The following is a 19,888-nucleotide window of genomic DNA, read 5'->3' on the forward strand; positions in this document are numbered from 1 at the left end:
GCACACGGCGCCCGGACCGCGCCTCACTCGGTGCTCGCGTCCGCGTCGCGCGCCCGAACACCGCCGGCCGGCGCACCCGAGACTTCCGTCCACGCGGTCGACAGCAGTCGCCACGTGTCGCGCAACAACTGCGGCATGACCTTCGTGCCGCCGAGGACGGTGATGAAGTTGGCGTCACCCTGCCAGCGCGGCACGACGTGCTGGTGCAGGTGCTCGGCGAGCGACCCACCCGCCGCCGAACCGAGGTTGAGACCCACGTTGAACGCGTCCGGGTGCGACACTGACTTCACGACGCGCAGCGCGTGCTGCGTGAACGCCATGAGTTCACCGCTCTCGCCCGGGGTGAGGTCCTCGAGGTTCGCGACCTTGCGGTACGGCACCACCATCAGATGGCCCGGGTTGTACGGGTACAGGTTGAGCACCGCGTACACGTGCTCGCCGCGCGCGACGACGAGACCGTCCTCGTCGTTCATCTTCGGGATGTCGCTGAACGGCTCGCCCGTGCCGCCCTCGGGCTTGGGCACCTCGGTGATGTAGGACATCCGGTGCGGCGACCAGATCCGCTGCAACCGGTCGCCGTCACCCGCACCGATGCCGCGGTCGACGATGCCGCCCGTCGCGGTGTCCGCTCCGTCGTGCGCACTCATCGGCTCACTCCCCCGGCTCGACGTGCGGCTGCAACAGTTCGGCTGTGGGAGAAGCATTCTCGCGCCGCTCGATCCACTCGACGATCACCCGCACCGCCTCGTCGACCGGTACACCGTTGACCTGGGTGCCGTCGCGGAACCGGAAGCTGACCGCGCCCGCCTCGGCATCCCGCTCGCCGGCGAGCAGCATGAACGGCACCTTCTGCGTGGTGTGGTTGCGGATCTTCTTCTGCATGCGGTCGTCGCTCACGTCGACCTCGGCCCGCACGCCCGCCGCCTTCAGCTTCGCGGTGACCGTGAAGAGGTGGTCCTCGAACGCCTCGGCGACCGGGATCCCGACGACCTGCACGGGCGCGAGCCATGCCGGGAACGCGCCCGCGTAGTGCTCGGTGAGGACGCCGAAGAACCGCTCGAGGGAACCGAACAGCGCGCGGTGGATCATGACCGGACGCTTCTTCGTGCCGTCGCTCGCGGTGTACTCGAGCTCGAACCGCTCGGGCTGGTTGAAGTCGAGCTGAATCGTCGACATCTGCCAGTTCCGCCCGAGCGCATCCTTGACCTGGACCGAGATCTTGGGGCCGTAGAACGCGGCGCCGCCCGGATCGGGTACCAGCGTGAGACCGGACGCCTCGGCAACCTCCGCGAGCGTCGCCGTCGCTTCCTCCCACGTCGCGTCGTCGCCGACGAACTTGTCGGGATTCTTCGTCGACAGCTCGAGGTAGAAGTCGTCGAGCCCGTAGTCCTTCAGCAGTTCGAGCACGAACTCGAGCAGGCGGGTCAGCTCGGCGCGCATGTCCTCGCGCGTCGTGTAGATGTGCGCGTCGTCCTGCGTCATGCCGCGCACCCGCGTCAGCCCGTGCACCACGCCGGACTTCTCGTAGCGGTAGACACTGCCGAACTCGAACAGGCGCAGCGGCAACTCGCGGTAGGACCGGCCACGGGCACGGAAGATCAGATTGTGCATCGGGCAGTTCATCGGCTTGAGGAAGTAGTCCTGGCCGGGCTTGCGCACCGTGCCGTCCTCGGCGAGCTCCTCGTCGACGTGCATCGCCGGGAACATCCCGTCGCGATACCAGTCGAGATGCCCCGACACCTCGTAGAGATGTCCCTTGGTGATGTGCGGCGTGTTGACGAACTCGTAGCCGGCCTCGATGTGCCGCGCCCGCGAATAGTTCTCCATCTCGGTGCGGATGATGCCGCCCTTGGGGTGGAACACCGGCAGGCCCGAGCCGAGCTCGTCGGGGAAGCTGAACAGGTCCAGTTCGACACCGAGCTTGCGGTGGTCGCGACGCTCGGCCTCGGCGAGCAGCTCGAGGTACTCGTCCTGCGCGTCCTTCGACTCCCACGCGGTGCCGTAGATGCGCTGCAGGTCGGCGTTGTTCTGATCGCCGCGCCAGTACGCGGCCGAGCTGCGGGTGAGCTTGAACGCCGGGATGAACTTGGTGGTCGGGATGTGCGGACCCCGGCACAGATCGCCCCACACCCGCTCGCCCGTGCGGGGGTCGAGGTTGTCGTAGATCGTGAGCTCCTTGCCGCCCACCTCCATGACCTCAGGATCGTCGATGCCCGACTTGTCGTCGATGAGCTCGAGCTTGAACGGCTCGTTCGCGAGCTCGACGCGCGCGTCCTCGACCGAGTCGACGACGCGGCGCGAAAACCGCTGCGCGCCCTTGACGATCTGCTTCATGCGCTTCTCGAGCTTGGCGAGGTCCTCGGGGGTGAACGGCCGGTCGACCTGGAAGTCGTAGTAGAAGCCGTTCGTGATCGGCGGGCCGATGCCCAGCTTCGCGTCCGGGAACTCCTGCTGCACCGCCTGCGCGAGGACGTGCGCCGCCGAGTGTCGGATGACGCTGCGACCGTCCTCGGTGTCGGCCGCGACCGGCTCGACGTCGACGTCGGTGTCCGGCGTCCACGACAGGTCGCGCAGTGCGCCCTCGGCGTCGCGGACGACGACGATCGTCTGCGGGCCCTTCGTCGGGAAACCGGCCTCCCGTACCGCGCTGCCCGCGGTCGTCCCTGCTGCAACCCGGACGTGGGTGGCAAGGGTGTCGGGTGCAGGCGTGGTCACGGCGCGTTCTCCTCGATCGAAGACGAATGTTGTGGATGTGTCGTCCATGCTATCGGCAGCACAGGCACACGAAATCGTGCACCTCGTCCACGCCTGCGCCGCGGGCGGCTACCCCGAGGGCGTCGTCACAGACGCCGGATACCGTCGAGTACCCGCTGGATGAGCACGGTGTCGGGGCCGTCCTTACCTGCGGAACGGTGGACGACCAGGGTGCCCGCGCCCGCCAGGTCGCCCACCAGGACGCGCGCGACCCCGATCGGCAACTGCGTGAGGGACGCGATCTCGGCGATCGAGCGCGGCCGATCACATGCCTCGAGCACACGCCGGTACTCGTCGAGCGAGTCGCGGTCGTCGAGCGTGCCACTCACCGACACGAGCGTCTCGAGTTGCAGGTCGATGTCCGAATCCGTGCGTCCCCCACTGCGCACGAAGGGGCGCACCAGGGAGAACGACTCGGCAGGCTTGGACTCGGTGGCAGGGACGGGCTCGGTCGGGGCCGGCTCGGCCGGGGCCGGCTCGGTCGGGGCGGGCTCGGTCGGGATCGGGCCGGTCCATGCCGGCTCGGCCACCTGCACGTCCGCTTTCTGCACGGACGCGTCCGGACTCGGCGGCGCCGCGACCGGGGCCGATCCCGGTGTGCGGGCGCCGGTCCGCGCCGCGGCGTCGTCCTGCACGGACCCACCCGACACAACGGCCGCCGTGCGCCGGACCGCGGCGCGCGCGGCTGCACGCCACGACCGTTCCCTCTTCTCGCGACGACCCGCCGAGCCGAACCGCGCCCCCGTGGCGCCGACGGCAGGCCAGTCGCCTGCCGCCTCGTGCGAGGGCACCCGCTCGTCCGGCTCCCGCTCGTCCGACCCCTGATAGACATCGGACATTCGCGCCGCACTCCTCTCCCTCACACAACGACAGTTTTCCGCCGACCCGTCTCACCCGAGCGGTCGCGCAGCGCACTCGACTCCGCACGCGTCCGCGCATCGTGTCATCACGGGACGACGAACCCCACGCAGCCACGCCGACCGTGACGTACGCCACGACTCGCTGCGCTCACGGAATCACGCTCACAGGGGGCTGTCGAGCCAGGTGTAGTCCACACCAACCCACGAACCCACCAGGCCGAACGTACCGAGCACCCAGAGAGTCAGCACGACGACGGCTCCCGTAGCCAATGCGCCCGCGCCGCGCACCATGAAGGACTGCTGCGCGAACCACCCCATGAATCGGTCGTATCGACCGCGCACGAAGCCGAGCAGGCGGTGCGCCCATCCGAACTCGGACGCAAGGATCCCGAGACCCGCGAACACGATGAGCCAACCGGGTCCGGGATACGGAATCGCGACGATGCCGAGCGCAAGCACGGCGCTGCCCAGCACGCCGATCACGATGCGGTAGCTGAGATCGAGAGAGCGATGCGCCGCGAGCGACTCGCGCTTGCGCATCCACGCCTGGGCCGCCCGGCGCACCTTCGACGGTGACGGCGTGTCGGTGTCGTCGTCGGGAGTGTGCGCGGTGTCGGTCTCGCCGCCGCTCATCAGTCACCTCCGGATCCGCGCGTTCGTGTCGTGTCGAGGATACCGAGGACGACCGGCACGCCACGTCCGCGCGCCGTTCACCGCACCACCTCGGATCGGCGCGGCGCCGAAGACGAGCGGCGTGCCCGAAACGACGAAAAGGCCGGATCCGTGAGGATCCGGCCTGTCATCGGTGGTCCCGGCTGGGATCGAACCAGCGACCTCCCCGGTGTGAACGGGACGCTCTTCCACTGAGCCACGGGACCGGAGCGCGATGTGCTCGCGCCCGAACGAGTTGGAACACTAACACGGACTTCGCCGGGACCGGAAATCGCCTCGTCGAGTCTCCAGGGGGCACCACGATCGCCGGCAGCGAGCCGCGCACAGCAGACTCGGATCGGGCACGCGGCGGGCGCCTCGCCGAGCTGCTCGGCCCGTTCCGCCTCGCTGAACAGGTGATTTGTGGTTGTCTCGGTTGGTCGGCTAATGTTCACAACCGCACCAGGGAGTACCTACTCCCGCTTTCGCGGTGCAGTGCGGATGTAGCGCAGCTGGTAGCGCATCACCTTGCCAAGGTGAGGGTCGCGGGTTCGAATCCCGTCATCCGCTCGAGAGGTTGGGCTCAACCTTCACGGTGGAGTGGCCGAGTGGTGAGGCAACGGCCTGCAAAGCCGTGCACACGGGTTCGATTCCCGTCTCCACCTCGCGCGATTAGCTCAGCGGGAGAGCGCTTCCCTGACACGGAAGAGGTCACTGGTTCAATCCCAGTATCGCGCACCATGATCGAGGCACGACCGCCTGCATCATTCGATGCGGGCACATGCGGATGTAGCGCAGCTGGTAGCGCATCACCTTGCCAAGGTGAGGGTCGCGGGGTCGAATCCCGTCATCCGCTCCATTTCACCGCCGCCGGCCGGTTCCCCCCCCGGAACCGGCCGGCGGTCCCGCGCGATTAGCTCAGCGGGAGAGCGCTTCCCTGACACGGAAGAGGTCACTGGTTCAATCCCAGTATCGCGCACCATGATCGAGGCACGACCGCCTGCATCATTCGATGCGGGCACATGCGGATGTAGCGCAGCTGGTAGCGCATCACCTTGCCAAGGTGAGGGTCGCGGGTTCGAATCCCGTCATCCGCTCCATTTCACCGCCGCCGGCCGGTTCCCCACCCGGAACCGGCCGGCGGTCCCGCGCGATTAGCTCAGCGGGAGAGCGCTTCCCTGACACGGAAGAGGTCACTGGTTCAATCCCAGTATCGCGCACCACCTACAGGTCGGCCCCGGCAGTTCATGCCGGGGCCGACTTCGTTCATCCACCACCCCTCGTGAGCACTTTGCGAGTCCAGGCACGCCTTTTTCGCGCACAGTGGGCGCTCACGCGGCGGCGGCGAGATCCCGACCGGGACGCAGGCGGTTCACCGCGGAGATCAAGGCGCGTGCAGCCGAGAGTTCCCCGCTGCCCGCGAGGCCCATCGACCAGCCCCGGCGGCCGTCCATGTCGCAGAACAGGAAGGTGACGAAGCCGTCGGTCGTCTCGTAGCGGTGGAACTCGAGGATCTCGATCGCCGATCCCGCGTCGTACAGCATCGAGGTCAGGGCGGCGAGCGGGCCGAAGGCCGTCGCGCTCACGGTGCGGCGGGTGCCACCGAATGCGAGGGTCGCCGAGTACTCGCTGCGGCCCGCGCCGCGTGCGCGCGACTGCCAGTCGGCGATCCGCACGAAACCCGGCGCCGCGAAGCGGTTGCAGAACTCCGCCCAGTCTCCCCCGATGTTCTCCGAGCGCATACCGCGCGGCAGTTCGATGCCGAAACGCGATGTGAACGAGTCGGCTTCACGCCCGGACGCCGTGCCTGGTCGACGGGCCGCACCGCAGCACTGGCGAGGGCCCTGAGCAGTCGAGGAGTCGAGCGCAGCGGAGAAATCGGTGGCGGAGGAACGAGTGATGTTCGAAGAAGTGGCATTCATGGGAGTTGGTCTTCCTGATCCGAAACGGAGGACCAACACGCAGCTCGACGACCCGCAGCGGGGGGTCGGTCCGAATCAGACCCCGCTACGGCGGCGAACTACGAGAATGCGCGTCATGGTCGGTCAGCTTAGCTACGCGGCCGCTGACCCGCAAGCACGATCCGCGCCGCATCGTTGTCCGGGCGAAACCGGATGTTCCTCGCACACCACACTCCTGGCGTGCGAAAGCCCGCACGGCAGCGAAGACTCGTCCCCAGATCGTGATGCGGTAGGAGCCGGCGACAGGAGAGCGCGTGACGCGACCATCCCCTCCGTCACGTGCCCGGCGGCCTACCGTCCCGCGCACCGCACGACGGTCCGCCGCCGTGGCCTTCGGCTTGCAGGGATTCCTGCTCGCCGTGGTACTCACCCAGTTGCCGCAGTATCAGGAGCGTTTCGGACTGAGCGACACCCTGATCGTCGTCTCTGTCGTGACGCTGTCGGTCGTCGCGGGCACTGGCAGCGTCCTCGCCGAAGCGCTCGCACGCCGCGTGGGCAGTGCCGGGACGCTGCGCCTCGGACTCGCCCTCATCGCGATCACCGCCGTCGGTGTGGCCGCGAGCCCCGGCGCGACGGCGGTGCTCGTGGTGCTCGCCGCGTACGGCCTCGGCCTCGGGATCGTCGACGCGGCGGCCAACATGCAAGCGGTGGCGATCCAACACGAGTACGGCCGCTTCATCCTGTCGTCGTTCCACGCGGTCTGGAGCGTCGGCTCGATCGTGGGCGCGCTCTTCGTCGCCGCAACCAACGCACTGGATGCACCGTTCGTGACGATCCAGATGGGCGCGGCGCTGGTCGTCGCCGCCGGCCTGGCATGGGCGGCGCCGCGGCTGTTGCCCCGCGACCCGTCGCGGGCGACGCGCCGCGGGACCGACTCCGGCACAGGTGCTTTCCCGCCGGAAGTGCGGCGAGCGCTGATCGCGCTCGGCGTGGCCCTCGCCCTGTTCTACGCGGTCGATTTCGGGATCGGGAACTGGTCGGCACTGTTTCTCACCAATGTGCTCCACTCCGACGGCGGTACCGCAGCGCTCGGCCTCGCGGCGTACCAGTGCGCCGCGCTCGTCGCCCGGGGGTGCGGCGACCGCGCGGTCGCACGTATCGGCGAACTCGCCGTCGTGCGCGCGGCGACCGTCGTCGGCGTGATCGGACTGCTGCTGGTCGCCACCGCACCGTCGCCTGCCGTCGCGATCACCGGTTTCCTCGTCACCGGTCTCGGTCTTCCGGTCGTCGCGCCGCTGTGCTTCGGGATCGTGGGCCGGCTCGCGCCCGCCGGCCGTCTCGACTCGGTGATCGCGCGCGTGAACATCTTCAACTACGTCGGCACGCTGTGCGGCGCCGCGATCATCGGCAGCGTCGCCGCAGGCGCGGGATTGCGGATCGGTTTCGCCGTCGCCGTGGGGTTCGTCGCCGCGCTCACGGTCCTGGCGTCCGCGTTCGCAGCGCCGCGTCGCAGCCGAACGGGGCCCGCAGCCGATCCGACGCAAGGAATATCCTTCGTCGAGGGCACCGACGCGGGCCCGGACGGAGGAGAACGACGGTGACGATCGAGGTCGACGCGGCGGGCATCTGGGATTCGGAAGCGATCGCGGACGTCGCGGCAGCCACCTTTCCGCTCGCATGCCCGCCCGGCACCACCGCCGACGACGTGTCTGCGTTCGTCGAATCCGTGCTGTCGTCGGAGCGTTTCGCCGAGTACCTCACCGACCCGACGCGCACGGTACTCAAGGTGACCGAGAACGACGTGATTCTCGGATACGCGATGCTCGTGGACGGGGAGCCCGCCGATCCCGACGTCGCCCGCGCGGCGACGCTTCGACCCACCACCGAGGTGAGCAAGTTCTACGTGTTACCCGGCGGGCACGGCACGGGCATCGCCACCACGCTGATGGCCGCGGTCGTCGAGCGTGCCCGCGCCGCCGGCCGGGACGCCCTGTGGCTCGGCGTCAACCAGCAGAACGTGCGCGCGCAACGGTTCTACGCGAAGCACGGATTCGCCCGCGTGGGGACGAAGACGTTCCGTGTCGGCAGCCAGGTGCACGCCGACTTCGTCCTCGAACGCGACCTGCGTGGCGCCGTGCGCTGACGGCCGTCAGCCCGCGGCGACCTCGAAACGCGACAGCGCCAGCAGACGGGACGTCGCGCGCAGGTACTTCTTGCGGTAGCCGCCCGCCAGCATTTCGGCCGTGAAGATCTGATCGAGCTTCTCGCCCGACACCGTGACGGGAATGCTCGCGTCGTACAAACGGTCGGCGAGCACGACGAGCCGCAACGCGACCGACTGGTCGGGCGCCGCGTGCACGCCGTCGAGGTACACGGCCGAGACGTCGTCGACGAGCAGCTTGTACCGCGAGGGGTGCAGCGTGCTCAGATGCGTGCACAGCTCGTCGAAGCTGTCGAGCGTGGATCCGGGCGTCGCCTCGGCGAGCGCGACGAGTTCGTCCGACGAGACCGGGTCCGGGGCAGGCGGCAGGTCGCGGTGACGGTAGTCGGGGCCGTCGACGCGGATCGTCTCGAAGATCGAGCCGAGCTTCTTGATCTCGCGCAGGAAGTCCTGGGCCGCGAAGCGGCCCTCGCCGAGCTGGCCGGGCAGGGTGTTCGACGTCGCGACGATGGACACGCCGCGCGCGGACAGCTCGCTGAGCAGGCGCGAGACGAGCATCGTGTCGCCCGGGTCGTCGAGTTCGAACTCGTCGATACACAGCACGCTGTGCTGCGAGAGCTGCTCGACCGCCTGGTTGAAGCCGAGCGCCCCCACGACGTGCGTCAGTTCGACGAACGTGCCGAACGCCTTGGGCGACGGCGAGCTGTGGTAGATCGACGCGAGCAGGTGGGTCTTGCCGACACCGAACCCGCCGTCGAGGTACAGACCCGCGCCGGTGGCCTGGGTCTTCTTGCCGAACAGGCCGCGCTTGCCACCGCTGCGGATCTTGCCGACCTTCTCGGCGAACTTCTCGGCCGTCTCGACCGCGGCCTTCTGCGACGGTTCGTTCGGGTCCGGAATGTAGGACGCGAAGCTCACCTCGTCGAACATGGCCGGCGGGACCATCTGCGCCGTCAGCTGATCGGCTGGTACCACAGGACTGCGATCGACGAGACGTGAATGCATAACTTCCACAATATCGGCGTGGTGTGATTTGTTCCGTGCTCCGAATGACATATGCGACCTACCTCACACCTGACAGCCCCGAAACACCGCACGACGCAGAGCCGTCGCCGCGCGGCCTGTCCGACGACGAGTTGCGCGCCGTCTACGCGTATCCCGCGGTCGACCGCCCGTGGGTGCGCGTCAATTTCGTCGCGAGCGTCGACGGCGCGATCGCGGTCGACGGGGCGAGCGGCGCCCTCGGCACCCCGGCCGACAAGAAGATCTTCGGTCTGCTGCGTCAGCTGTCCGACGCCGTCGTCGTGGGTGCGGGCACGGTACGGACCGAGAACTACGGAGGTGTCCGCACGAGCGACGCCGCGCGCGCATTGCGGACCGCGCGCGGACAGACACCGGTACCGCCGATCGTCGTGGTGTCGTCGCAGGCGATGGTCGATCCGGCGTCACGGTTGCTGACCGACACCTCGACGCCGCCGATCGTCGCCACGACGGCGGCGGCGGACGCCGTCCGCGTGGCAGACCTCCGAGCCGCGGGCGCCGAGGTGGTGGTACTCGGCGACAGCGTCGTCGACAGTGCACGACTCGTCGACCATCTCGCCCGGCGCGGCATGACCCGCATCCTGTGCGAGGGCGGGCCGAGTCTGTTCGGCGCCATGATCGCCGAGAACGTCGTCGACGAACTGTGCCTCACGACGTCCCCGCTGCTCGTCGGCGGGGCAGGCGCACGGATCGCGGTGTCGACCGAGTCGGTGCGCACCCCGATGCGCCCGGCCGCGATGCTCGTCGACGACGACGGCACGGTGCTGACGCGGTGGGTCCGTGCCGACACCGAGGACGCACACCTGGCAGGCTGACCCCATGCGCAGACTGGGGTTGATCGCCGCCGTCCTCGCGACCTGCTGTGCGTGCAGCGCGGGCCCGTCCACCCGCCCGCACGTCGCCGTCGAGCAGGAACCCGGTGCGGGACCCGCACCGAGCGCTCCCACCAGTACCGAACCGGCGGGCCCTCCCCCGCTGAGCGCGCCGAAGAGCGACCTCCGGTGGACCGACTGCACGGCGGGCACGGCCACCGCGGCCGGTCGGCAGGCGCCGGCGGGCGTCGTGTTCGAATGCGCGACTCTCCCCGCCGAAATCGACCGCGAGCGCCAGGTTCCCGGCACGTTCACGGTCGGTGTGGTGCGTGCCCGGGCGCAGGACACGCCGCCCGACGCGGCGCCGCTCGTGTACACGTCGGGGGCCGACCGGCCATCCGGCCCGGCGCTCGCGTCCCTCGTGTCGGGCGGCGGTACCGAGCTCCTCGGTGCGCACCCGCTCGTCGCGATCGACAGGCGCGGCATCGGCGCGTCGTCGTCGATCGATTGTCTGTCTCCGATCGACCGGCGGGCACTCGTCGATCGCGAACAGTTCGCCCGCGGCGGCGATCCGGTCGACGACATGACCGCCGCGAGCCGCGACGCGACCATCGCGTGCACCGACTATCTGCAACCGCAGGAGCTCGCGTTCGACGCCGCACACGCGGCCGACGACCTCGAGGCGCTCCGGCGCGCGTGGGACAGCGACACCCTCGGCGTCGTCGGCTCGGGCGCCGGGTCGACCGTCGCCCTCGCCTACGCGGCGAAGCATCCGGACCGGCTCGCCCGCCTGGTACTGGACGGCCCGGCGCCGACGGCCGCCGACGCCGCCACCGCGACCGAGCAACGCGTGCAGGGCCAGGAAGGCGCGCTCGACGCCTTCGCGGGCCAGTGCACCGCGCTCGGCTGCCCACTGGGCCCCGATCCTCGTGCCACCGTGCGCGAGGTCGTCGACCGCGCCCGCACCGGCGCACTCGGTCCCCTGTCGGCGGGTGCCGTCGTCCGGGCGGTGTCCTTCGCGCTCACCGAACCCGACCCGAAGCGCCGCGTCGACACGCTGGCCGGTCCGATCGCTTCCGCCGCCGCGGGCGACCCGGTTCCGCTCACGCGGCTGGTGACGGCCGCCGAATCGGCCACCTCGTCCGACGGCCAGTGGGTCGCTCGGTGCAGCGACGGCCAGCAGTGGCCGTCGCCCGACCGGGTCCGTGACCTCGAGCGCGGATGGAACGACCTGTATCCCGTGTTCGGCGCGGACGCGGCCCTGGGTCTGCTCGCGTGCAACGCGTGGCCGAGCGCCGCGCCGCCGCCGGTCCCGGCGGAGCTGCCGATGCCGGTCCTCGTCCTCGCCGGTGTCGCCGATCCGCTCGTCGGCAACGGCGGCACGTCGTCGGTCACCGGGCTGCTCTCGGCAGCGGGCGCGCAGGTGTCGACGTCGACATGGCACGGCAGCGGTCACCCGTCGTTGTTCTCGTCGTGCGTCCAACGCTCGACCGTCACGTACGTCGCCGAGGGCACGTTGCCCGCCGACGGCGGTGCGTGCCCCGCCTGACGGCAGGGCGGATGCGGTGATCCCGGGGGTTGTCGGTGTACCGTGCCGTAGTGTTCCTTCGCCAGGTCGAGCCCCGCACCGGTCGCACTGTCCACGAGGTCGTGAACTTCGTCATGTGGCCGATAGCCGGCATGACGATGTTGCATCGCGTCGTCGTGCTCGCCGTCAACGGGAACATCACCGACGACTTCCGGCCCGTCTACAACGCGGCACTCGCGTTCCTCAACCGCAAGCCCGTGTACACGGCCGATTTCGGATCGGTCGATCCGCACTATCTGTATCCGCCGTCGGGCACGCTGCTGATGGCGCCGATCGCGGTGCTCGATCCCGAACGTTCGCGCTGGCTGTTCATCCTCGCCAACGCGGCCGCGATCCTGATCGCGCTGTACCTGCTGCTCAAGTTGTTCGACCTGAGTGTGCGCTCGATCGCCGCGCCCATCCTGCTGTTCGCGACGTTCGCGTCGGAAACCGTCACCAACACTTTGGTGTTCACCAACATCAACGGTCTCGTGCTGCTCGGCGAGGTCGCATTCCTGATGCTGTTGCTGCGCAGGCGCGACTATTGGTCGGGTGCCGCGATCGGCCTCACGTTCGCGGTCAAACCCGTGCTCGCGCCGTTGTTGCTGTTGCCGCTCGTGCGTGGGCAGTGGAAGGTCTTCGTCACCGCACTCGGCATCCCGCTCGTGCTCAACGCCCTCGCGTGGCCGCTGTCGAACGATCCGCTCGACTTCATTCGGCGCACGCTCCCCTATCTCGGCGAGTCGCGCGACTACTTCAACAGTTCGATCGCGGGCAACGGCCTCTACTACGGTCTGCCCGATCCGCTGATCTGGGTGATGCGGATCGGCTTCGGCATCCTGGTGCTGGTGTCGCTGTGGCTGCTGTACCGCTACTACCGGCACGACGAGCTGTTCTTCGTCACCACGGCGACGGGCCTGCTGTTGACGGCGTCGTGGCTGCTCATGTCGCTCGGACAGATGTACTACTCGATGCTGCTGTTCCCGCTGCTGATGACCGTCGTGCTGAAGAACTCGGTGATGCGCAACTGGCCGGCGTGGCTCGCGGTGTACGGCTTCATGAGTTACGACAACTGGTTGTCCGGGCGATTCGTCGAAGTCGGCCGCGCCGCGCAGTACCTCAAGACCACCTTCGGGTGGAGTCTGCTGATCGTCGTGATCTTCGGGGTCCTGTTGACGCGCTATCTCGTCGCCCGCAAGGAAGGCCGGCTGGACCAGGGCATCGATCCGTCGTTCCTGGTACCTACCGAGCGTGCCGCCTCCGAACCTCCTCCGGTCGACGAGCCGCCCGCCCGCGAATCCGCACGCACCTGACGAAAGGCCGCGCGCGTATTAGCGTGGACGCATGAGTTCTGCGCAGGAACACCCCGACACGTCGGCACCCGAGATCGAACACACCGACGACGAGTGGCGCCGCCGCCTCAGCCCCGCCGAGTACGCGGTACTGCGGCAGGCGGGCACCGAACGTCCGTTCACCGGCGAATACACCGACACCACCACCGAGGGCGTCTACCGGTGCCGCGCGTGCGGAGCCGAGCTGTTCCGCAGCACCGAGAAGTTCGAGTCGCACTGCGGGTGGCCGTCGTTCTACGATCCCGCCGATTCCGACGCGGTGATCCTCCGGCCCGACGACTCGCTCGGCATGCGCCGCGTCGAGGTGCTGTGCCGCACGTGCCACAGCCACCTGGGGCACGTGTTCGAGGGCGAGGGCTATCCGACACCGACCGATCAGCGGTACTGCATCAACTCGATCTCCCTCACACTCGAGCCCCAGTAGTAGTCCAGGCACCCCAGTTGTCCGGGCGCCGAGCGAGCGGGAGTCTCACTCCTCCGGCGGCGGGCCCACGACCACCGTCGACACCACCTCGACGCGCTCGTTGCCGTCGGCGCCCACGATGTGGCAGCGCAGTGTGAGGAATGCCGCGGGCCCACGCCGCGTGATCTCCGCGACCACCAGACGCGCCGTCAGCCGGTCGCCCGCGGTGACGGGTTCGGTGACGGTCATCGTCTCGGACGTGTGCACGGCGACCAGCGACGTCGGGTCGGGCGTGATGCCCATCTCGGCGAACATCTGCTCGATGATCCCGGCCTGCACGACCGCCGTGAACGTCGGCGGCGCGATGACATCACGGTAGCCGGCCGCCCGCGCCGCATCGGCGTCGTAGTGGTACGGATGAGCGGCGTGGATCGCGGTCGCGAACTCGATGATCTTCGCGCGCTCGACGACATACGGCTCGGAGGTGCCGAAGGTCTTGCCTTCGAGGTCGGGGACCGTCGCTGTCACGTGCTGCACTTTCCGGCCGGGGATCCGCGGATCCATCGAGCTGAGGACCCGTCCAGTTTAGTGAGCTGTCACAAATCCCGAAGGCGAAAGCTCACACTCGTGAGCACTCTGCGAGTCTCCGTACGCTCTTTTCACGCACGAGGGTGGTCACCGCGGACCACCGGCGGGTCGTAGGCCCGGATCGGCGGCAGCGGCGCGTCCCACTTCTCGATCTCGACGAGCGCGTGCTGCCCGGTGCAGCCGCGGGCGAGGCGTGAGCTGCCGACGTCGGCGGTCAACACGTTCGGATTGCCGTGCACGCACAGCGAACCCGGGTCTTCCGGGTCCAGGGGGTCGTACCACGCTCCGGTCGACAGTTGCACCACCGAACGCCGCACCGCGTCGTCGACGACCACGCCCGCGAGACAGGCACCGCGGTCGTTGAAGACCCGCACGACGTCACCGTCGGCGAGGTTGCGCGCGGCGGCATCGGCGGGATGGATCCGAATCGGTTCGCGGCCGTGGACCTTCGACGCCTGACTCGTCGCCCCGTGGTCGAGCTGACTGTGCAGGCGCGTCTTCGGCTGGTTCGCCACCAGGTGCAAGGGGAACTGCGACGCGCGCGGGCCGCCGAGCCACTCGTCGGGCTCGTACCACCGCGCGTGGCCCGCGCAGTCCTCGTAGCCGAAGCTGTCGATCTCGGCCGAGAACAGCTCGAAGCGGCCGCTGGGCGTCGCGAGTGGGTGCGCCTCCGGGTCGGCGCGGAAGTCGCCGAACGCGATCAGGTCGTCCTCGGTGCGCATGCGCACCGACCCACGGGCCCAGAACTCGTCGAACTCGGGCGCCTCTCCCCCGTCGCGCAGAACCCAGTCGCGCCACTGGTCGTACAGGTGCTCGAGCCAGTCGTGCGACGTACGCCCTTCGGTGAACCGTTCGGCGACACCGAGTTTCGACGCCACCGCGGCGAAGGTGTCGTAGTCGTCGCGCGCGTCGGCATGACGCGGGGCGACGCGGTGCATCGCGACCAGGAGCGGGTCGTTGCGCGTGCAGCTGAGATCGTCGCGCTCGAGCGAGGTGGTCGACGGCACCACGATGTCGGCATGCTTGGCCATCGGGGTCCAGTACGGATCGTGCACGACGATCGTGTCCGGACGCGCGAGCGCACGGCGCAGCCGCCCGAGATCCTGATGATGATGGAACGGATTGCCGCCCGCCCAGTACACGAGTCGGATGTCCGGGTAGGTCATGCGTGTGCCGTCGTAGTCGAACTCCTCGCCGGGATGCAGCAGCATGTCCGAGATCGCGGCGACCGGGATGAACGTCTTGGTCGGGTTGATGCCCTGCGGCAGGGTCGGCAGCGGATACGGCACCGGCGCGAGTCCGGGCTCGTTCATCGACCCGTAGCCGTGCCCGAAACCGCCTCCGGGCAAGCCGATCTGACCGAGCATCGCCGCGAGTGTGAGGCCCATCCACGGGGCCTGTTCGCCGAATCGGGTGCGCTGCAACGACCACGTGACCGTCACGAGCGTGCGATGGGCGGCCATCTCGCGCGCGAGAGCCTCGAGGACGTCGGCATCGACGCCGGTGATGCGCGCCGCCCACTGCGCCGACTTCGGTTCGCCGTCGACGCGGCCGAGCAGGTAGTCCTCGAACCGGTCGTAGCCGACACAGTAGGTGCTCAGGAACTCCTTGTCGTGCAAGCCTTCCGACGCGAGGGTGTGGGCGAGGCCCAGCATGAGCGCGACGTCGGTGCCGGGCAGCGGGGCGAGCCAGCGGTGTTCGCCGTGCACGTCGTCGCGCAGCGGCGTGAGCGACACGATCCGGCCGCCGCGGCCGCGCAGGGCGTCGAGTGCGCCTCGTGTCGGATGGTCGCTCGTGCCACCGTGATTGGTGCCGGTGTTCTTGAGCGGGACGCCGCCGAAGCTCACCAGAAGTTCGGTGTTCTCGGCGATGTTCGACCACGACGTCGCGCGCGCGAACAGCTTCCAGTGGGTGCCGACGACATGCGGCATGACGACGCCCGTCGCGCCGAGCGAATAGCTGTGCACCGACCGCGTGTAGCCGCCGAGCGTGTTGAGGAACCGGTGTACCTGGCTCTGCGCGTGGTGGAATCGGCCTGCGCTCGCCCACCCGTACGAGCCGCCGTAGATCGCCGAGTTGCCGTGCCGGTCGATCACGCGGCGCAGCTCGCGGGCGAGCAGCGTCGTCAGTTCGTCCCACGAGACGGCCACGTACTCGTCGGCGCCGCGCCGGTCCGACGGGCCCGGGCCGTGCTCGAGCCAGCCGCGGCGCACCATCGGCCCGGTGACCCGCGAGCGGTGCCGCACGGAGCCGGGAATGTTGCCGAGCACGGGCGACGGGTCCGCGTCGCCGTGATAGGGGCGCACGGCGACGACGTCGCCGTCCCCCGGCACCGCGTCGAACATCCCCCAGTGCGCCATGTGCGGCCGACCGGCCGCGGCGGCACCGGCGGACGCGGCGTCGGGGGCGTGCGTCACGGAAGGGCGGCGACGAGCTTGTCGACGTCCACGCGCGGTCCCGAGAAGAACGGAACCTCTTCACGCACGTGCCGACGCGCGTCGGTGGCACGCAGATCGCGCATGAGGTCGACGATGCGATGCATCTCGGGTGCCTCGAAGGTGAGGATCCACTCGTAGTCGCCCAGCGCGAACGCAGGCACCGTGTTGGCCCGCACGTCCGGGTAGCCGCGCGCGGCCATGCCGTGGTCGACGAGCATTGTGCGACGCTCCTCGTCGGGCAACAGGTACCACTCGTACGAGCGCACGAACGGGTACACGCAGATGTAGGCGCCGGGCTCCTCGCCCGCGACGAAGGCGGGGATGTGGCTCTTGTTGAACTCGGCCGGGCGGTGCAGCGCGACGGTGCTCCACACCGGGGTGCTCGCCTTGCCGACGTTCGTGGTGCGACGGAAGTCGGCGTACGCGGCCTGCAGCGCCTCGAGGCTCAGCGAGTGCGTCCAGATCATGAAGTCGGCGTCGGCACGCAGGCCCGCGACGTCGTAGAGACCGCGCACGACGACACCCTTGTCGGCGAGCCCTTCGAAGAAGACGCGGGCGTCCTTGATCGCGGCTTCGCGATCGTCGCCGAGGGCGCCGGGGGTGGCGCGGAAGACCGAGATCATCGAGTAGCGGATCTCGGAGTTGAGGGCCTCGTAGTCGAGTTTGCCAGTGTGCGCGCGTGCCATGCGGTCCAGTGTAGAACCGCTCCCCCGGTCGTCCGCTACGCCCTGCCGTCCGGCCGCGATCAGGCGTCGAGCGCGTCGGCGAGACGCTGCGCGGCGGCGCCTGCCGTCGCGATGCACGCCGGCACGCCGACGCCGCGCAGCAGCGCACCGCACACCTCGAGCCGTGGCAGCGGCGCCACGCCGTCCTCGATCTCCGCGACGCGATCGAGGTGCCCCGGCAGGTACTGCGGCAGCCCGCCGTGCCAGCGGTGCACGGCGACGTCGACGGGGGTGACGGTGACGCCGGTGACGGTGCCGAAGTCGCGGATCGCGGCGTGGATCAGTTCGGTGTCCGACGCGTCGACGATCGACGCGTCGCCGAACCTGCCGTACGACGCGCGCACGAGGGTGACGTCGCGTTCGGCGAGGTGCGGCCACTTGCGGCTCGACATCGTGAACGCCTTCGCGGCGCCGCTCGGGGCGAGCGGCGAGTCGGAGGCCACGAGGATGCCAGTGTTGCGGGGCACCCCGGCGTCGGTGGGCAACGCGAGCGCGACGACCGCGGAGGACGCGAGCGGGATCGACGCCGCACCGGACGCGGCGCCGGGTGCGATCGGGACGAGCAGCGCGGCGAGTTCGGTGGACGGGACGGCGAGCATGACGCCGTCGACGGGACCGATCGGGTCGACGTCCCACCCGCCGGGCAGCCGGCGCAGGCCGGTGGTTTCGGCGTGCACGACGTGCACCTTCGCTTCGCGTTCGAGGGCCGCGAGCAGCGTGCCGTAGCCGTCGCGCAGCGCCCCGAACACGGGGCCCGGCTTCGGCGTCGGCAGCGCCGAGCGCACGGCGTCGGTGAGCGACGGGGCGCCGGCGTCGAGCGCGTCGGCGAGCGTGGGCAGTGCCGCCCGCACGCCGATCGAGTCGGCCAGGCCCGAGTAGACGCCGCCGAGCATCGGGTCGACGCTGCGTTCGACGACCTGGCGTCCGAAGCGGTCGCCGACGAGGCGCGCGACGTCGACATCGCTGCCGGGCTCCCAGCGCAACGGACGCGTCGGTTCGTCGGCCATCCAGCGCACGGTCGCGTCGTCGACGAGGCCGTGCAGCGGCTCGGGACCGGCCGGGATGCCCATGAGCGTCGGCTTCGGCACCGGGTGCAGCGCCCCCTGCGACCACAGCAGCGGCCCGAGGTCGCCGGGGTGCACGATCTCGTCGGCCAGGCCGAGCTCGGCGAGCAGCTCGGGAACCTCGGGGCGGCGGGCGATGAACGCCTCGGCGCCCACGTCGACCGGCTCGTCCGCGAGCATCGCGGTGTGCAGTTTGCCGCCGAGCAGCGGCGAGCGCTCGATGACCGTGATGTCGGCGTCGGGGCCGAGACGGGTACGCAACCGGTAGGCCGCGACGAGACCGGAGATCCCGCCGCCGACGACGGCGATGCGGGGAGCGATCACAGCGAGTGCACCAGGTCGACGAGGGCCGTGAGGATGCCGGGATCGGTGTCCGGGAGGACGCCGTGCCCGAGGTTGAAGATGTGGCCGGTCGCTCCCGCCGCGACCGCCGCGTCGGCTTCGCGCGCGATGCGCCGGGCGTGTGCGGCGACCGCGTCGTCGCCCGCGAACAGTACGGCCGGATCGAGATTGCCCTGCAGTGCCTTGCCCGCGCCGACGCGGCGCTGCGCCTCGTCGAGCGGAACCCGCCAGTCGACGCCGACGACGTCGGCGCCTGCCTCGCCCATCATCCCGAGCAGCTCGCCGGTGCCGACGCCGAAGTGGATGCGCGGCACGCCGGCGTCCTCGATCTCGGCGAACACCCGCTCGGAGTGGGGCAGCACGAACTCGCGGTAGTCGGCGGGCGAGAGGGCACCCGCCCACGAGTCGAACAGCTGGATCGCGTCGACGCCCGCGTGCAGCTGCGCCTGCAGGAAGGTGATGGTGGTGTCGGCGAGCGTGCCCGCGAGCCGGTGCCACGTCTGCGGGTCGGAGTACATGAGCGCCTTGGTGCGCTCGTGGTTGCGGCTCGGGCCGCCTTCGACGAGATACGACGCGAGCGTGAACGGCGCCCCGGCGAAGCCGATGAGCGGCGTCTCGCCGAGTTCGTCGACGAGCATCTCGACGGCGCGCGAGACGGCGCCCACGCTGTCGGCGTTCAGTCTCGGCAGGGCCGCGACGTCCTCGCGGGTGCGGATCGGGTCGGTGACGACGGGGCCGCGTCCGGCGACGATGTCGAGGTCGACACCCGCGGCCTTGAGCGGCACGACGATGTCGGAGAACAGGATCGCGGCGTCGACGCCGTGCCTCCGGACGGGCTGCAGCGTGATCTCGCACACCAGCGCCGGATCGAAGCATGATTCGAGCATGCCGATACCGGACCGGATCTCACGGTATTCGGGCAGTGACCGCCCGGCCTGACGCATGAACCACACGGGGCGTCGCGCCGGCGTGCGCCCGGTGGCCGCGGCCAGGAACGGGGCGTCGTCGAGTGACCGCCGCGACGGGTACTGCTGCCTCTCGGGCATACCCGCGTTCGTGCTCTCCAACCCGCTCATCACGTCCTCTGTACTGTGCGCTGTACTGTTCGCCGGCCGGGTCCGTACGGCCGGGCATCGTCCTCGTTCACTCTGCCATGCCGGGCGCCCTACCCAGTAGCCGCGGCCGTCCGATTTCGCCGACACGGCGGGCCCGATTCGCCGACACGACGG

17 protein-coding genes and 8 tRNA genes are annotated in these 19,888 nt (G+C 69.8%); 13 read left to right on the forward strand and 12 right to left on the reverse strand.

Annotation, left to right across the window (positions count from 1 at the left end):
• Positions 1 to 23: 23 nt before the first annotated feature.
• The 5 genes from HCA44_RS00715 to HCA44_RS00735 all read right to left on the reverse strand — a co-directional run bounded on the left by HCA44_RS00715 (position 24) and on the right by HCA44_RS00735 (position 4,492).
• Positions 24 to 647 (reverse strand): HIT domain-containing protein, encoded by a 624-nt coding sequence (locus HCA44_RS00715; RefSeq protein ID WP_169646628.1) that lies wholly within the window; start codon positions 645 to 647, stop codon positions 24 to 26.
• A 4-nt stretch (positions 648 to 651) separates the two neighbouring features.
• Positions 652 to 2,715: a threonine--tRNA ligase gene (gene thrS, locus HCA44_RS00720; RefSeq protein ID WP_169646629.1), complete on the reverse strand. Its 2,064-nt coding sequence runs from the start codon at positions 2,713 to 2,715 to the stop codon at positions 652 to 654.
• Positions 2,716 to 2,840: 125 nt separating this feature from the next.
• A complete protein-coding gene (locus HCA44_RS00725) occupies positions 2,841 to 3,593 on the reverse strand; it encodes a DUF742 domain-containing protein (RefSeq protein WP_169646630.1) in 753 nt (250 codons plus the stop codon).
• A 183-nt stretch (positions 3,594 to 3,776) separates the two neighbouring features.
• Complete coding sequence (locus HCA44_RS00730; RefSeq protein WP_169646631.1) at positions 3,777 to 4,247, reverse strand: TIGR02611 family protein; 471 nt, start codon at positions 4,245 to 4,247, stop codon at positions 3,777 to 3,779.
• 173 nt (positions 4,248 to 4,420) lie between these two features.
• Positions 4,421 to 4,492 (reverse strand) — tRNA-Val (locus tag HCA44_RS00735).
• 270 nt (positions 4,493 to 4,762) lie between these two features.
• On the opposite strand from HCA44_RS00735, the gene HCA44_RS00740 reads away from it, so the two are divergent.
• The 7 genes from HCA44_RS00740 to HCA44_RS00770 all read left to right on the forward strand — a co-directional run bounded on the left by HCA44_RS00740 (position 4,763) and on the right by HCA44_RS00770 (position 5,488).
• Positions 4,763 to 4,835: transfer RNA gene (locus HCA44_RS00740), tRNA-Gly, on the forward strand.
• A 24-nt stretch (positions 4,836 to 4,859) separates the two neighbouring features.
• Positions 4,860 to 4,930, forward strand: a tRNA-Cys gene (locus HCA44_RS00745).
• Between the two features lies 1 nt (position 4,931).
• A tRNA-Val gene (locus HCA44_RS00750) sits at positions 4,932 to 5,006 on the forward strand.
• Between the two features lie 42 nt (positions 5,007 to 5,048).
• Positions 5,049 to 5,124: transfer RNA gene (locus HCA44_RS00755), tRNA-Gly, on the forward strand.
• A gap of 48 nt (positions 5,125 to 5,172) precedes the next feature.
• Positions 5,173 to 5,247: transfer RNA gene (locus tag HCA44_RS00760), tRNA-Val, on the forward strand.
• Positions 5,248 to 5,289: 42 nt separating this feature from the next.
• A tRNA-Gly gene (locus tag HCA44_RS00765) sits at positions 5,290 to 5,365 on the forward strand.
• Between the two features lie 48 nt (positions 5,366 to 5,413).
• Positions 5,414 to 5,488, forward strand: a tRNA-Val gene (locus tag HCA44_RS00770).
• Positions 5,489 to 5,596: 108 nt separating this feature from the next.
• On the opposite strand, the gene HCA44_RS00775 is transcribed toward HCA44_RS00770, so the two are convergent.
• A complete protein-coding gene (locus tag HCA44_RS00775) occupies positions 5,597 to 6,187 on the reverse strand; it encodes a 2-isopropylmalate synthase (protein WP_169646632.1) in 591 nt (196 codons plus the stop codon).
• Positions 6,188 to 6,480: 293 nt separating this feature from the next.
• On the opposite strand from HCA44_RS00775, the gene HCA44_RS00780 reads away from it, so the two are divergent.
• Positions 6,481 to 7,767 carry an MFS transporter gene (locus tag HCA44_RS00780; protein ID WP_169646633.1) on the forward strand — a complete coding sequence of 429 codons (1,287 nt, stop codon included), beginning with the start codon at positions 6,481 to 6,483 and terminating at the stop codon, positions 7,765 to 7,767.
• A complete protein-coding gene (locus HCA44_RS00785; protein ID WP_169646634.1) occupies positions 7,764 to 8,309 on the forward strand; it encodes a GNAT family N-acetyltransferase in 546 nt (181 codons plus the stop codon). Before HCA44_RS00780 ends, HCA44_RS00785 begins: the two co-directional genes overlap by 4 nt.
• A 6-nt stretch (positions 8,310 to 8,315) precedes the next feature.
• Here HCA44_RS00785 and zapE read toward each other — a convergent pair whose 3' ends face one another.
• The gene (zapE, locus tag HCA44_RS00790) at positions 8,316 to 9,332 is read right to left on the reverse strand and encodes a cell division protein ZapE (protein WP_169646635.1); all 1,017 of its coding nucleotides are present in this window, start codon (positions 9,330 to 9,332) and stop codon (positions 8,316 to 8,318) included.
• 44 nt (positions 9,333 to 9,376) lie between these two features.
• Between zapE and HCA44_RS00795 the strand changes: the two genes are divergently transcribed.
• The 4 genes from HCA44_RS00795 to msrB are packed head-to-tail and all read left to right on the forward strand — an operon-like array spanning position 9,377 to position 13,523.
• Positions 9,377 to 10,183 (forward strand): pyrimidine reductase family protein, encoded by an 807-nt coding sequence (locus HCA44_RS00795; protein ID WP_206037484.1) that lies wholly within the window; start codon positions 9,377 to 9,379, stop codon positions 10,181 to 10,183.
• A gap of 4 nt (positions 10,184 to 10,187) precedes the next feature.
• The gene (locus tag HCA44_RS00800; RefSeq protein ID WP_169646637.1) at positions 10,188 to 11,729 is read left to right on the forward strand and encodes an alpha/beta fold hydrolase; all 1,542 of its coding nucleotides are present in this window, start codon (positions 10,188 to 10,190) and stop codon (positions 11,727 to 11,729) included.
• A 35-nt stretch (positions 11,730 to 11,764) separates the two neighbouring features.
• Positions 11,765 to 13,060, forward strand: a complete 1,296-nt coding sequence (locus HCA44_RS00805; protein ID WP_346764504.1) for a glycosyltransferase family 87 protein — start codon at positions 11,765 to 11,767, stop codon at positions 13,058 to 13,060.
• Positions 13,061 to 13,091: 31 nt separating this feature from the next.
• Positions 13,092 to 13,523 carry a peptide-methionine (R)-S-oxide reductase MsrB gene (msrB, locus tag HCA44_RS00810; RefSeq protein ID WP_169646638.1) on the forward strand — a complete coding sequence of 144 codons (432 nt, stop codon included), beginning with the start codon at positions 13,092 to 13,094 and terminating at the stop codon, positions 13,521 to 13,523.
• A 45-nt stretch (positions 13,524 to 13,568) separates the two neighbouring features.
• On the opposite strand, the gene HCA44_RS00815 is transcribed toward msrB, so the two are convergent.
• The 5 genes from HCA44_RS00815 to hemE form a co-directional block, all read right to left on the reverse strand.
• Positions 13,569 to 14,030, reverse strand: a complete 462-nt coding sequence (locus HCA44_RS00815) for a MaoC family dehydratase (RefSeq protein ID WP_169646639.1) — start codon at positions 14,028 to 14,030, stop codon at positions 13,569 to 13,571.
• Positions 14,031 to 14,161: 131 nt separating this feature from the next.
• Positions 14,162 to 16,450 (reverse strand): molybdopterin-dependent oxidoreductase, encoded by a 2,289-nt coding sequence (locus HCA44_RS00820; RefSeq protein ID WP_169646884.1) that lies wholly within the window; start codon positions 16,448 to 16,450, stop codon positions 14,162 to 14,164.
• A gap of 53 nt (positions 16,451 to 16,503) precedes the next feature.
• Positions 16,504 to 17,214 carry a hydrogen peroxide-dependent heme synthase gene (gene hemQ, locus HCA44_RS00825; RefSeq protein WP_169646640.1) on the reverse strand — a complete coding sequence of 237 codons (711 nt, stop codon included), beginning with the start codon at positions 17,212 to 17,214 and terminating at the stop codon, positions 16,504 to 16,506.
• Positions 17,215 to 17,273: 59 nt separating this feature from the next.
• A complete protein-coding gene (locus HCA44_RS00830; protein ID WP_169646641.1) occupies positions 17,274 to 18,641 on the reverse strand; it encodes a protoporphyrinogen oxidase in 1,368 nt (455 codons plus the stop codon).
• Positions 18,638 to 19,705: a uroporphyrinogen decarboxylase gene (gene hemE / locus HCA44_RS00835; protein ID WP_206037553.1), complete on the reverse strand. Its 1,068-nt coding sequence runs from the start codon at positions 19,703 to 19,705 to the stop codon at positions 18,638 to 18,640. Before hemE ends, HCA44_RS00830 begins: the two co-directional genes overlap by 4 nt.
• Positions 19,706 to 19,888 lie beyond the last annotated feature (183 nt).

Source organism: Rhodococcus sp. HNM0569, assembly GCF_012726205.1.
Lineage (GTDB): Bacteria > Actinomycetota > Actinomycetes > Mycobacteriales > Mycobacteriaceae > Rhodococcus_F.

Excerpts from the sequence above, each read along its gene's own strand:
- HCA44_RS00715 (WP_169646628.1), bottom strand. The coding sequence starts at position 647 with ATGAGTGCGCACGACGGAGCGGACACCGCGACGGGCGGCATCGTCGAC.
- HCA44_RS00725 (WP_169646630.1), bottom strand. The coding sequence starts at position 3,593 with ATGTCCGATGTCTATCAGGGGTCGGACGAGCGGGAGCCGGACGAGCGG.
- HCA44_RS00730 (WP_169646631.1), bottom strand. The coding sequence starts at position 4,247 with ATGAGCGGCGGCGAGACCGACACCGCGCACACTCCCGACGACGACACC.
- HCA44_RS00775 (WP_169646632.1), bottom strand. The coding sequence starts at position 6,187 with ATGAATGCCACTTCTTCGAACATCACTCGTTCCTCCGCCACCGATTTC.
- zapE (WP_169646635.1), bottom strand. The coding sequence starts at position 9,332 with ATGCATTCACGTCTCGTCGATCGCAGTCCTGTGGTACCAGCCGATCAG.
- HCA44_RS00795 (WP_206037484.1), top strand. The coding sequence starts at position 9,377 with ATGACATATGCGACCTACCTCACACCTGACAGCCCCGAAACACCGCAC.
- HCA44_RS00800 (WP_169646637.1), top strand. The coding sequence starts at position 10,188 with ATGCGCAGACTGGGGTTGATCGCCGCCGTCCTCGCGACCTGCTGTGCG.
- msrB (WP_169646638.1), top strand. The coding sequence starts at position 13,092 with ATGAGTTCTGCGCAGGAACACCCCGACACGTCGGCACCCGAGATCGAA.
- HCA44_RS00820 (WP_169646884.1), bottom strand. The coding sequence starts at position 16,450 with ATGGCGCACTGGGGGATGTTCGACGCGGTGCCGGGGGACGGCGACGTC.
- hemQ (WP_169646640.1), bottom strand. The coding sequence starts at position 17,214 with ATGGCACGCGCGCACACTGGCAAACTCGACTACGAGGCCCTCAACTCC.
- hemE (WP_206037553.1), bottom strand. The coding sequence starts at position 19,705 with ATGCCCGAGAGGCAGCAGTACCCGTCGCGGCGGTCACTCGACGACGCC.